At 67.2% G+C, this 12254-nt stretch carries 9 protein-coding genes; 6 read left to right on the top strand and 3 right to left on the bottom strand.

Annotated elements, in window-relative coordinates:
• Positions 1-11: 11 nt before the first annotated feature.
• From AXYL_RS23150 to AXYL_RS23140, 3 genes are read left to right on the top strand one after another with little or no spacing between them, the layout of a single operon-like run.
• A complete protein-coding gene (locus AXYL_RS23150) occupies positions 12-3182 on the top strand; it encodes a CusA/CzcA family heavy metal efflux RND transporter (protein ID WP_013395296.1) in 3171 nt (1056 codons plus the stop codon).
• A gap of 21 nt (positions 3183-3203) precedes the next feature.
• The gene (locus AXYL_RS23145; protein WP_013395295.1) at positions 3204-4229 is read left to right on the top strand and encodes a glycosyltransferase family 2 protein; all 1026 of its coding nucleotides are present in this window, start codon (positions 3204-3206) and stop codon (positions 4227-4229) included.
• Complete coding sequence (locus AXYL_RS23140; protein ID WP_013395294.1) at positions 4220-5665, top strand: ArnT family glycosyltransferase; 1446 nt, start codon at positions 4220-4222, stop codon at positions 5663-5665. Before AXYL_RS23145 ends, AXYL_RS23140 begins: the two co-directional genes overlap by 10 nt.
• Before the next feature lie 140 nt (positions 5666-5805).
• On the opposite strand, the gene ggt is transcribed toward AXYL_RS23140, so the two are convergent.
• Both ggt and AXYL_RS23130 read right to left on the bottom strand, forming a co-directional pair.
• Positions 5806-7401, bottom strand: coding sequence for a gamma-glutamyltransferase (ggt, locus tag AXYL_RS23135; RefSeq protein ID WP_013395293.1), 1596 nt, complete (start codon positions 7399-7401; stop codon positions 5806-5808).
• Positions 7402-7425: 24 nt separating this feature from the next.
• Positions 7426-8400, bottom strand: a complete 975-nt coding sequence (locus AXYL_RS23130) for a Bug family tripartite tricarboxylate transporter substrate binding protein (protein WP_013395292.1) — start codon at positions 8398-8400, stop codon at positions 7426-7428.
• 193 nt (positions 8401-8593) lie between these two features.
• Here AXYL_RS23130 and AXYL_RS23125 point away from each other — a divergent pair, with 193 nt between their 5' ends.
• Together AXYL_RS23125 and AXYL_RS23120 are read left to right on the top strand one after the other, a co-directional pair.
• The gene (locus AXYL_RS23125) at positions 8594-9250 is read left to right on the top strand and encodes a GntR family transcriptional regulator (protein ID WP_013395291.1); all 657 of its coding nucleotides are present in this window, start codon (positions 8594-8596) and stop codon (positions 9248-9250) included.
• Between the two features lie 52 nt (positions 9251-9302).
• A complete protein-coding gene (locus tag AXYL_RS23120) occupies positions 9303-9803 on the top strand; it encodes a cupin domain-containing protein (RefSeq protein WP_013395290.1) in 501 nt (166 codons plus the stop codon).
• Here AXYL_RS23120 and AXYL_RS23115 read toward each other — a convergent pair.
• Positions 9800-10699: a DMT family transporter gene (locus tag AXYL_RS23115; protein ID WP_013395289.1), complete on the bottom strand. Its 900-nt coding sequence runs from the start codon at positions 10697-10699 to the stop codon at positions 9800-9802. The genes AXYL_RS23120 and AXYL_RS23115 overlap by 4 nt on opposite strands.
• A gap of 272 nt (positions 10700-10971) precedes the next feature.
• Between AXYL_RS23115 and AXYL_RS23110 the strand changes: the two genes are divergently transcribed.
• On the top strand, positions 10972-12234 hold the full coding sequence (locus AXYL_RS23110; RefSeq protein ID WP_013395288.1) for an MFS transporter: 1263 nt from the start codon (positions 10972-10974) through the stop codon (positions 12232-12234).
• Positions 12235-12254 lie beyond the last annotated feature (20 nt).

Below are 12254 nucleotides of genomic sequence, written 5' to 3'. Positions count from 1 at the left end.
CGAGGCGGAACATGTTTGAACGCTTGATCCGTTTCGCCATCGAACAACGCTGGCTGGTGCTGTTCGTCACCCTGGGCATGGCCGCCATCGGCGTCTACAACTATTCCCGGCTCGCCATCGATGCGGTGCCGGACATCACCAATGTGCAGGTCCAGATCAATGCCGGTGCGCCAGGCTATTCGCCGCTGGAGACCGAGCAGCGTGTCACCTATCCGATCGAGACGGTGATGGCCGGCCTGCCGGGGCTGCAGCAGACGCGTTCGCTGTCGCGCTATGGCCTGTCGCAGGTGACCGTCATCTTCAAGGACGGCACTGACATCTACTTCGCCCGCCAATTGGTGAACCAGCGCCTGCAGGAAGCGAAGGAGAACCTGCCCGAGGGCGTGACGCCCATGATGGGGCCGATCTCCTCGGGCCTGGGCGAGATCTATCTATGGACGGTGGAGGCTCGGGACGACGCCCGCAAGCCGGACGGCACGCCCTACACCCCCATGGACTTGCGCGAGATCCAGGACTGGATCATCAAGCCGCAGCTGCGCAACATCCCAGGCGTCACCGAGATCAACGCCATTGGGGGCTACGCCAAGGAATACCAGGTGGCGCCCAGCACCGAGAAACTGGCCTCCTACGGGCTGGCGCTGACCGACATCATGACCGCGCTGGAACGGAACAACGCCAATATCGGCGCAGGCTACATCGAGCGCAAGGGCGAGCAGTACCTGATCCGGGCGCCCGGGCAGGTCAAGTCCATGGACGACATCCGCGACGTGGTATTGGCGACAGTAGAAGGCCAGGCGATCCGCATACGTGACGTGGCCGAGGTGTCCATCGGGCGCGAGCTGCGCACGGGCGCGGCGACCAGCAACGGCGAGGAAGTGGTGCTGGGCACGGTGTTCATGCTGATAGGGGAGAACAGCCGCGCGGTGTCGCAGGCCGTTTCCGTCAAACTGGAAGCCATCAACAAATCGCTGCCGGCCGGCGTACAGGCCGTGACGGTCTACGACCGCACCAACCTGATCGACAAGGCCATCGCTACGGTCAAGAAGAACTTGCTGGAAGGCGCGGCGCTGGTCATCGTCATCCTGTTCGTGTTCCTGGGGAACATCCGCGCGGCGCTGATCACCGCCATGATCATCCCGCTGTCCATGCTGTTCACCTTCACCGGCATGGTGACCTACAAGGTCAGCGCCAACCTGATGAGCCTGGGCGCGCTGGACTTCGGCATCATCGTCGACGGCGCGGTGGTCATCGTGGAGAACTGCGTGCGGCGCCTGAGCCATGCGCGGGCGCACCATGGCAGGCCGCTGACGCGCAGCGAACGCTTCCACGAGGTCTTCGCGGCAGCGCGAGAGGCGCGGCGGCCGCTGCTGTTCGGCCAGTTGATCATCATGGTGGTGTACCTGCCCATCTTCGCGCTTAGCGGGGTGGAAGGGCGCATGTTCCATCCCATGGCCCTGACCGTGGTGCTGGCGTTGCTGGGGGCGATGATCCTGTCCGTGACCTTCGTGCCCGCGGCGGTGGCGCTGTTCATGGGCAACAACGTCTCTGAAAAAGAGAATCGCCTGATGGCCTGGGCCAAGCGCCGCTACGAGCCCTTGCTTGAAATCGCGCTGCGCCGCACGCCGCTGATCCTGGCCGGCGCGACCGTCTTCGTGGTGTTGAGCGGGGTGCTGGCGGCGCGCATGGGCAGCGAGTTCATTCCCAACCTGAACGAAGGCGACATGGCGATCCAGGCGCTGCGGATTCCGGGCACCAGCCTGACGCAGTCGGTCGAGATGCAGAAGCAGCTGGAGACCCGGCTGAAGCAGAAGTTTCCGGAGATCGAGCGCGTATTCGCCCGTACCGGCACGGCGGAGATCGCGTCCGATGCCATGCCGCCCAGCATTTCCGACGGCTACATCATGCTCAAGCCTATCGACCAGTGGCCCAGCCCCAGGAAGACCCGCGCCGAATTGCTGGCGGCGATCCAGGAGGAAGCCAGCAAAGTCCCCGGCAACAACTACGAGTTCTCCCAACCCATCCAGCTGCGCTTCAACGAGCTGATCTCGGGCGTGCGCAGCGATGTGGCGGTGAAAGTGTTCGGCGACGACAACGACGTGCTGAACCGCACGGCGGCCGAGATCGCCGAGGTCCTGCAGACCATACCGGGCGCCTCGGAAGTGAAGGTGGAGCAGACTACCGGCCTGCCCATGCTCACAGTCAACATCGACCGCGCCCGCGCCGCGCGCTATGGATTGAGCATGGCGGACGTGCAGGACACCCTGGCCATTGCGGTGGGCGGCCGCGAGGCAGGGACCTTCTTCCAGGGCGACCGGCGCTTTGACATCGTGGTGCGCCTGCCCGAAGCCGTGCGCGAGAACCTGGCGGCGCTGAAGACGCTGCCTGTCGCCCTGCCCAGGCAGGAAGGCCAGGCGCAGGCGGCCTACATCCCGCTGAGCGAGGTCGCCACCTTCGACTTGGCGCCGGGCCCCAACCAGATTTCGCGCGAGGACGGCAAGCGCCGCATCGTGGTCAGCGCCAACGTGCGGGGCCGTGACCTGGGCTCGTTCGTGTCCGAGGCCACCGCGGCTATCGGCGAGAAAGTGCAGGTGCCTGCGGGTTACTGGACGTCCTGGGGCGGCACGTTCGAGCAGCTGCAATCCGCGGCCAAGCGCCTGCAGATCGTGGTGCCGGCGGCGCTGCTGCTGGTATTCGCCCTGCTGTTCGCCATGTTCGGCAACGTCAAGGACGGGCTGCTGGTGTTCACCGGCATTCCCTTTGCGCTGACCGGCGGCGTGATCTCCTTGTGGCTGCGTGGCATTCCGCTTTCCATCACCGCGGCGGTGGGCTTCATCGCGCTGTGCGGAGTGGCGGTGCTGAACGGCCTGGTCATGCTGTCGTTCATCAGCAGCCTGCGCGAAGAGGGCAAGTCGGTGGCCGAGGCCGTGCGCATCGGCGCGCTGACGCGCCTGCGCCCGGTGTTGATGACGGCGCTGGTGGCCTCGCTGGGCTTCGTGCCGATGGCGATCGCCACCGGCACGGGCGCCGAAGTGCAGCGCCCGCTGGCCACGGTAGTGATCGGCGGCATCATTTCTTCCACCATTCTCACGCTGCTGGTGCTGCCGGCCCTGTACCGCCTGGCGCACAGGAATGACGACGCCGACGAACTTGAACTGTCGAAACCGGCGCTTGCCCGGGACTAGGCCCGACAGAGAGGCGATCCGATGAATGCCAGACCCGATATCGATATCGCTGTGCTGGGCGCAATCAGCCCGATACAGCTGTCCGTCATCATTCCCTTCCTCAACGAGAGGGAGGTGCTGCCGGCCTGCCACGAGCGCCTGCGGCGGGTGTTGAAGGCGCTGGGGCTGCCGTACGAAATCGTATTCGTGGACGACGGCAGCAGCGACGGCAGCGCCGAATACCTGCAGGCCTTGCTGCGCGAGGAGCGCGGCATCAAGCTGGTCCGGCTGAGCCGGAACTTCGGCAAGGAGGCCGCGATGACGGCGGGGATAGAGCATGCGGCCGGCGCCGCGGTCATCGTGCTGGACGCCGATCTGCAAGATCCGCCCGAGGTCATCCCCGAGATGGTCCGCGCCTGGCAGGAGGGCGCGGACGTCGTCAGCATGCGGCGGCGCAGCCGCGCGGGCGAGAGCGCCTTCAAGCGGTTCTCCGCCTACGCCTACTACCGCCTGCTGAGCCGCCTGAGCAAGGCTGCGATCCCGCCCGATACCGGCGATTTCCGGCTGATGAGCCGGCGCGCCGTGACGGCGCTGATGCAGCTGCCCGAACGCTGCCGCTACATGAAGGGGCTGTATGCCTGGGTGGGCATGCCGACCCGGATCATCGACTACGACCGCGAGCCGCGCGCCGCCGGCACCACCAAATGGAGCTACCTGGCGCTGTTCCGCCTGGCGATGGAAGGCATCACTTCGTTTTCCACCGCGCCCTTGCGCTGGGCGACGGGATTGGGCGCGGTCGCGGCCCTGGGTGGCGCCGTATTCGGCGCCGGCATCATCTTCAAGACCTTGATATTCGGCGATGACGTTGCGGGCTATCCCTCGCTGATGGCGATGATGACCTTCATGGGCGGCGTGCAGCTCATCACCATCGGCCTGCTGGGCGAGTATGTGGGCAAGACCTACCTGGAAAGCAAGCAGCGGCCGGTCTATCTGGTGCGCGACGTCCAGCACAGCGGTTCCGCGGGCGTGACGGCGTCGGGCTATGGGAGGGATGCAGCTTGCAGCTGAGCGCCCGGGCGGTGGCCGCCGGCCTGGCGGCGATATTGGGCGTGCGCCTGCTGGCGATGGTCCTGGTGCCATTCGCCGACACGTCCGAGCCGCGCTACGCGGAGATCGCCAGGCTGATGGCGGAAAGCGGCGACTGGATCACGCCCTGGTTCGCGCCGGGCGTGCCGTTCTGGGGCAAGCCCCCGCTGGGATTCTGGGCCGAGGCGCTGTCGATCCGGCTGCTGGGCCTGAGCGAATTCAGCATCCGGTTCCCGTCACTGCTGGCCACGGCGGCGACGCTCGCCATTCTTTATGCGCTGGGCCGCCGCCTGTACACGGCGCAGGCAGCCAGATGGGCCGTGCTGGTGTACGCCTCCATGTTCCTGCCCATGGTCGCGGCCGGGGCGGTGTTGACCGATCCGTTCCTGGCCTTGGGCGTCACGCTCAGCATGGCGTCATTCATCCTGTCGCGCGGGCCCGCGGCGGGGTTATGGCGCTACGGTTTCTTCCTGGGGCTGACCATCGGCCTCTTGTCCAAGGGCCCGCTGGCCGCAGTGCTGGTGGCGGGCGCCATCGTGCCGTGGATGCTGTGGCAGGGGACCGCCAGGGCCGACCTGCGGCGCCTGCCGTGGGTGGCGGGCGCCATCATGCTGGCTGTCCTGGTCCTGCCCTGGTACGTGGCGGCGGAAATCAAGACGCCGGGCTTCCTCCAGTACTTCATCGTCGGCGAACACTTCCTGCGCTTCGTCGATGCGGGCTGGAGCGGGGACCTCTACGGTTCAGCGCACCGCCGGCCCTATGGCGCCATCTGGCTGGACGGCGTCGTGGCATCGCTGCCTTGGGGGCTGTTCGGCGTCTGGCTGCTTGCGCGCCGCTGGCGGGGCTGCGGGACCGCGGCGCAGGCCAGGAGATGGCTGCGCCGTCCGCGCTGGACCTATCTGCTGGCCTGGGGCGCAGCCACGCCGGTCTTCTTCACCTTGTCGGGCAACATCCTGTGGACCTACGTGCTGCCGGCCTTGCCGCCGCTGGCCCTGGCGATAGGCGTATGCCTGAGCCGCGCCCGCGCTTCTGCGCCGGGCCGTGCCGCGCTGGCCTGCATGGCGCTGGCCCCGGTTGCGGTGATCGTCTTCTGCGCCATGCTGCAGGCCAATCCGGAACGGCTCAAAACGGAAAAGCAGTTGGTCGCCAGGGCGGATGCGTTGATGGCGTCCAACGAAAAGCTCTACTTCGTCGACAGCCTGCCGTTTTCGGCGCGCTACTACTCGCGCGGGCAGGCCGGATTGGTGCCGGTGGACGGCGTGGCGACTGTGTTGCCCCGGGAGAGCGGCAGGGTCTTTCTGGCGGTGGAAAAAGCGGACTTGCCGCGAGTGCGCGAGCAACTGGGCACGGTGTTGGCGCCCGTCTACTCGAGCCGGCGCTATGTCTTGCTGATCGCCGGGCCGCAAGCGCCGCCCTAGGGCGTGCAGGCCTGGCCGATCACACGGGCGACCGTCTGCGCCGCGTGATCCGATAGTCCGAAATGCGCATCGCCGCCAGCAGCGGCGGCGATGCTCGGCGCGTCGAGCCCGGCCAGGCCGGGCGCCTGGCCGACGTGGGCTCAGAAGCCCACGGCCTGACCGTCGCGGCGCGAGTCCGAAGCGGCCACGTAGCCGCCTTGGGGCAGGCGGCAGATCAGCTGCGCCGAGCCGAACTCCAGGCTGTCCGCAGGAGCCACCGCGACGTTGTGGCCGCGCGCGCGCAACGCGTCGACCACGTCCGCGGGCAAGTGCGATTCCACGTTGACCACCGGGCCTTTTTCCACGCGGAAGCGCGGCGCGTCGCTCATGGCCTGCGGATTCTGGCCGAACGCCGCCAGGCGCGTGACCATCTGCAGATGGCCCTGGGCCTGCATCGACCCGCCCATGACGCCGAACGACATCAGCGGCTGGCCGCCGCGCGTGACGAACGCGGGGATGATGGTGTGCATCGGCTTCTTGCGCGGCGCGACCTGGTTGGCATGGCCGGGCGTGAGCACGAAGTTCAGGCCGCGGTTATGCAGGCTGATGCCCGTATCCGGCACCACCACGCCGGAACCGAAGCCGTGGTAGTTGGACTGGATGAAGGACACCATGGTGCCGCTGGCGTCGGCCGCAGTCAGGTACACGGTGCCGCCGGTGGCGGGCGTGCCTGCGACCGGCATGCTGGCCCGATCCATGGAGATCTGGCGTGCGCGTTCGGCCAGGTAGGAGCGGTCCAGCAGGGCGGCAGCGCTGGTGCGCATATGACGCGGATCGGCGACGTGGTGGTGCAGGTCGGCGAAAGCCAGCTTCATCGCTTCGATGCTGACGTGGTAGTAGTCCGCGCTGTCGCGGCCCATGCTTTCCAGGTCGAACTGCTCCAACATGCCCAGCGCCATCAGCGCCGAGATGCCCTGGCCGCTGGGCGGAATCTCATGCAGCTCGTAGCCGCGGAACGATTGCGAGATTGGCGCGACCCATTCGGGGCGGTGTTCGGCCAGGTCCTGGGCGCCGAGCGCGCCGCCGGTCTGGCTGGCGAAATCGGCAATCTTCTGGGCGAGTTCACCGCGGTAGAAGCTCTCGCCGCCGCTTTCGGCGATGGCGCGCAGCGTCTTGCCTTGCGCGGGAAAGCGCCACCATTCGCCGGCCTGCGGCGTGCGTCCCTCGGGCAGGAAGGCGGCGGCGAAGCCCGGCTCCTGCGCCAGCTTGGGCGCCTGCGTGGCCCATTGGCGGGCGATGGTGGGCGATACCGCGAACCCTTCCTCGGCATAGGCGATGGCGGGTTCGAACAGCTGCGCGAAAGGCAGCTTGCCGAAGCGTTCCGACAAGGCCTTCCAGCCCGCAACCTGGCCCGGCACGGTCACCGTGCCCCAGCCGGTGCCGGGCATGGCGTCGCGACCGGCGAAGTAGTCCGGCGTCCACGCGGCGGGCGCGCAGCCGCTGGAGTTCAGGCCGTGCAATTGGCCGTCATGCCAGACCAGCGCGAACATGTCGCCGCCGATGCCGTTCATGACGGGTTCGACCACCGTCAGCGCGATGGCGGTGGCGATGGCGCTGTCCACGGCATTGCCGCCGGCCAGCAGCATGCGCAGCCCGGCTTGCGCCGCCAGCGGCTGGCTGGTCGCGACCGCGTTGGCGGCCAGGACCGGCATTTTGCGGGAGGCATAGGGGAAAGACCAATCGAAGGGTAAAGACATGGATGCGGGAACTCGTGATGAAGATTACTGGGGCGTGATGCCGGCCTGATCGATCAGCTGCTTGGTGCGCGGGATTTCGGCCTTGATGAAAGCCGCGAATTCCTCGCGGCTGCCGCCACGGGGCTCCGCGCCGGCTTCCGCGAGCTTACTGCGCAGCGCCGGATCGGCAAGCACTTTGTTGACGGCGCGGTTGAGCTTGTCGAGCACCGGGGCGGGCGTGCCTTCGGGGGCGACCAGACCATACCAAGGCGCGATGTCGTAGCCCGCGTAGCCTTGCTCCGCGATGGTGGGGATCTCCGGCGCCAGCGCCGAGCGCTTGGCGTTGGACATGCCCAGCGCCAGCAGCGCGCCGCTCTTGGCCTGGGGCAGGCCGGTCATGATGGTGTCGAAATACATCGACACCTGGCCGCTGAGCAGCGCCGGGATGGCTTCGCCCGCGCCCTTGTACGGCACGTGCAGGATGTCGATGCCGGCCACGGACTTGAGCATTTCGCCCGCCATGTGAGACGTGGTGCCGGTGCCGAACGAGGCATAGGTCAGCTTGCCCGGGTTGGCGCGCGCGTAGGCCACCATTTCCGGCAGGGTCTTGAACGGCTGCGACGGGTTGGCCAAGAGGATGTTGGGCGTGTAGGCCACCATCGACACCAGCGCAAAGGCGTCGGGGTCGTAGGACAGGCGCTTCTGCAGGAAGCGGTTGGTGACGATGGCGGCGGGGCCGCCCATCAGCAGCGTGTAGCCGTCGGGCGTGGCGCGCGCGACGGAGGCGCTGCCGATGGCGGCCGCGGCGCCCGGACGAGCCTCGACGACGAAGGGTTGGCCCAGTTCCGTCGACAGCGCGGCGCCCAGCTGGCGTGAAATCAGGTCGGTGGCGGAACCGGCCTGGAAGGGCACGACGATGCGCACCGGATGCTGCGGCCAGTCGATCGCCTGGGCGCCGGCCTGGCTTGCGAAGGCGACGGCGGCGGCGCCTGCCAGCGCCCGGATGAGACGAAACTTCATGAATTCCCCTTGATCGCGTTATGGAGTGCGTGCAGGGATTAGACGCAAGCAGGCGGTCCAGGACTATTAGGATTTGCATCCATGGATCACTGGATCCAATTTGTGTTATTTTTGCGGTTATCTATCATGGCGGCTTCGTGGGGCCTGTGCGAGGCTCCTTTTAGTGTTGACTGGCCCTAACCCTGGATCCCCAATGCTGCAATTCCAGAAGACAGCGATCAGCGCCGAAGACGAGGCGTACCTGCACCTGCAGCGCGAAATCCGCCTGGGCCGCTACGCGCCCGGCCAGCGCCTGGTACCCGAGGTGGTCGCGGCCGAGATCGGCACCAGCCGCATGCCGGTGCGCGGCGCCTTGCGCCGTCTGGCTTCCGAAGGACTGGTCGAGATCCGCGCCAACCGCGGCGCGGTGGTGCGTGGCCTGAATCAGCAGGAAATGCTGGAAGTGTTCGAAATGCGCTCCGTGCTGGAAGGCCTGGCCATGCGCAACGCGGTGCTGCACATGGGCGCCGAGCACATCCGCCGCTTGTCCCTGCTGCTGGAGCAGCTGGAGCAGGGGCCGGGCGAACACCTGGACTGGATCACCGCGCACCGCGAATTCCACGAATACCTGTGCAGCTTCTGCCAGCAGCCGCGCCTGCTGCGCCAGATATCCGAACTGCATTCCGTCGTCGAACCCTATATGCGCCTGTGGGTGGCGCAGCCTGGCCGCGTCCTGCGGGTGCGCGAATCGCACCAGGAACTGATCGCCGCGCTGCAGACCCGCGACCCGGCGCGCTGCGAAGCGGCAATGCGCCAGCATGTGCTGAATACGGTGCCTGCCTTGCAGGCGTTCCTGGAGCAGGCCGCCTAGGACTTGCGGCTTTGCTCTAGACTGGCGCCATTCCTCACGCGCCCGTCCCGCCATGACCGCATCCGCCGCCGATCTGATTCACCGCCTGGAACTGTTGCCGCATCCGGAAGGCGGCTACTACCGCGAGACCTATCGCGCCGCTGACTCCGTGACGCGCGGCGACGGCGCGCTCCGCTCGGCCAGCACCGCCATTTACTACTTGTTGTGCGACGGCGCCTGGTCCACCTGGCACCGCATCCGGTCCGACGAACTCTGGCATTTCCATGCGGGCAATGCGTTGCATGTCCATGTGCTGGCGCCGGATGGGGGCTACCGCTGCCTGCGCTTGGGCGATGCGCTGGCGGACCCCGATGCCGTGTTCCAGGCGCTTGTGCCGGCCGGCAGCTGGTTCGCGGCGGAACTGGCCAATCCGGCCGACCTGGCCGGTTACGCCTTGGCCGGTTGCACGGTGGCGCCGGGCTTCGAGTTCAGCGAGTTCGAGTTGGCCGACGCTGCCGAACTGCAACGGCTATACCCCGCTCAGGCCGGCCTGATCGCGCGCCTGGCGCGCTAGTCGGCGCCTTCCGCGCCCCGGGTCGCGGCTTGCGGCTTCTTCTTGCGCCCAATCTTGGCTTCGCTCGCCAGCACGCCGGCCACGATCAGCCCCGCGCCCACCAGCGCCAGCGCCGGCAGCCGGTCACCGGCCAGGCGTCCCACGATGCCGCCCCACACGGGCTCGCCCGCATAGATGACGGTGGCGCGGGTGGGAGACACCGACTTCTGCGCCCAGTTCATGGTGAGCTGGATGATGGCGCTGGCCAGCCCCAGGCCGATCGCGGCGCCCGCCCACAGCCAGGAGAATTCGGGCACGGCTTCGCCCATGACGGGCATCAGCGCGAACGACACCAGGCCGGCGGTCAGCAACTGCACGAAGGTGACGCGGCGGCTGTCGACCTTCTTGGCAAAGTGGCCGATCAGGATGATCTCGGCGGCAATCGCCGCAGCCCCGGCCAGCGTCGCGGCTTCGCCCGCGCTGAAGTTCAGGGCGCCTGCTTGCGGACCCGCCAGCAGGATCAGCCCGGCGAAGGCCAGCGCCACGCCCACCCAGCTCATCAGGCCGGGCGGCTTCTTCAGCACGGCCCATTGCAGCAGCGGCACGATAGGCACGTACATCGCCGTGATGAAGGCGGACTGGCTGCTGGTGATGGTCTGCAAGCCGTAGGTCTGCAGGAAGTAGCCCAGGAACAGGGCGCAGCCGATGGCGATGCCGGCGCCGACCTCCTGGCGGGTGATCGCCGCCATGTGCTTGCGGAACATCAGCAGCGCCATCAGTCCGGCGATGGTAAAGCGCACGCCCACGAAGAACAGCGGCCCGCTGTGCTGCATGGCGATGTGGATGATGAGGAAGGTGCTTCCCCACAGCATGGTGACCAGCACCAGGGCGATTTCCTGGCGGGACAGGGCGAACATCGAGGTCTTGGACTTCACGGTCTGCTTTGGGCGCTACGAAATGGCGAGCAATATACAGCGCTTCGGTGACCGCTCACCGAACAGATTCCCGGATTTCGACCGGAGCAGGCATATAGCCGGGAGTAATATGACACGTCCGGCGGCTTCAGCCCGCCGACGACGACAAGCCGGTGCACGCCTCTTTTTTCTTGCCCCCGCCGCGCCTTTTTTGGCGGCGTCGGTGAATCTGGGCGCGCAAAGCGGCCACAAGAAGATATCGAGGAGAAGCACAAGTGGAGAAGCAAGAGTCGGGCGGCTGGTATTTCGGCTGGAATATCGTAGGAGCTGCGACGGTACTCACCCTGTTGACCGTCGGTCTGCGCATGGGGGTTGGGCCGTTCTTCCTGCCCATCGCGGAATCCCTGGGCTTTACGCGCAGCACGCTGTCCAGCATCGTCGCGCTCGGTATGCTCTGTTATGGGCTGGCCATGCCGCTGGCGGGTTATCTGGTCGGCACGCGCGGCACCCGCTTCGTGCTGCTGACCGGTACCGCCATCGTTGTGTTGTCGATCATCTGGACGGTCTTCGCGCGCGGACCCATCGAATTTCTGCTGTCCTTCGGGGTGGCGCTGTCCATCGGCCTGGGCTTCACCAGTCCGGTGGCGCTGACGCCCGTGATCAGCCGCTGGTTCACGCGCCAGCGCGGCATGGCGCTGTTCTTCCTTTCCACAGGCTCCATGGCCGGCATTGCGCTGATGACGCCGACCCTGACCTTCGCGATCTCGGCCGTGGGCTGGCGGGAGACCTTGCTGGCCTTTGCCGTGCTGTTCGCGCTGCTGACGGTGCCGGCGGCGCTCTTCGTCATGCGAGATGAAGCGCCCGAGCACACCGACCTGCTGCCGCACCAGATCATCGATAAGGCGGGACCGGCCAAAGCCGCCTCCAAGCGGCCTGCGCCCAATGTGCGCGCGGCGCTGAACTCGCTGCCTTTCTGGCAGGTGGCGCTGGGCCTGTTTGCCTGTGGCTTCAGCATGAACCTGCTGGGCACGCACGGCGTGCCCATGCTGATGGACCATGGCTTTGACGCCACCACCAGTTCGCTGGGCATAGGACTGATCGGCCTGGTCGCTATCTTCAGCACCCTGGTCCTGGGGCGCATGTCCGACCAGGTCGAACGGCGCGCCATCCTGGCTGCGATCTACCTCGTGCGCGGGCTGGGCTTCTTCGCGCTGGTCACGGTGGGCGCGCATTGGGAGCTGTACGCCGCCGCCACCCTGGGCGGTATCGCGTGGGCCGGCAGCATCGCCTTGTCGTCGGCCATTCTTGCGGACGTCTACGGCGTGCGGCTGGTGGGCGTGCTTTACGGACTGGTCTACCTGGGCCACCAGGTCGGCGGCATGATCAGCTCATGGCTGGGCGGCTGGGCCTACGAGACCTTCGGCACGCATTGGGTAGCCTTCGGGGCGGCGGGCGCGCTGCTGTTGGCAGCCGCTCTGATTTCCCTGCGCCTGCCGGCGCGGGGCCTGCCGCGCGCAGTGGCGGTGGCGGGAGGTTGAGCCCCGCCGACTGCGGGCCG

The organism is Achromobacter xylosoxidans A8 (genome assembly GCF_000165835.1).
In the GTDB taxonomy this organism is placed as follows: Bacteria; Pseudomonadota; Gammaproteobacteria; order Burkholderiales; family Burkholderiaceae_B; genus Achromobacter; species Achromobacter xylosoxidans_B.
Note: the sequence above shows the minus strand (reverse complement) of the source record. Positions and strands in the feature narration are given on the sequence as shown.

What these genes read in the sequence shown, in the direction of transcription:
- AXYL_RS23150 (WP_013395296.1), top strand. Translation starts at nt 12, where the DNA reads ATGTTTGAACGCTTGATCCGTTTCGCCATCGAACAACGCTGGCTGGTG.
- AXYL_RS23145 (WP_013395295.1), top strand. Translation starts at nt 3,204, where the DNA reads ATGAATGCCAGACCCGATATCGATATCGCTGTGCTGGGCGCAATCAGC.
- ggt (WP_013395293.1), bottom strand. Translation starts at nt 7,401, where the DNA reads ATGTCTTTACCCTTCGATTGGTCTTTCCCCTATGCCTCCCGCAAAATG.
- AXYL_RS23130 (WP_013395292.1), bottom strand. Translation starts at nt 8,400, where the DNA reads ATGAAGTTTCGTCTCATCCGGGCGCTGGCAGGCGCCGCCGCCGTCGCC.
- AXYL_RS23125 (WP_013395291.1), top strand. Translation starts at nt 8,594, where the DNA reads ATGCTGCAATTCCAGAAGACAGCGATCAGCGCCGAAGACGAGGCGTAC.
- AXYL_RS23120 (WP_013395290.1), top strand. Translation starts at nt 9,303, where the DNA reads ATGACCGCATCCGCCGCCGATCTGATTCACCGCCTGGAACTGTTGCCG.
- AXYL_RS23115 (WP_013395289.1), bottom strand. Translation starts at nt 10,699, where the DNA reads ATGTTCGCCCTGTCCCGCCAGGAAATCGCCCTGGTGCTGGTCACCATG.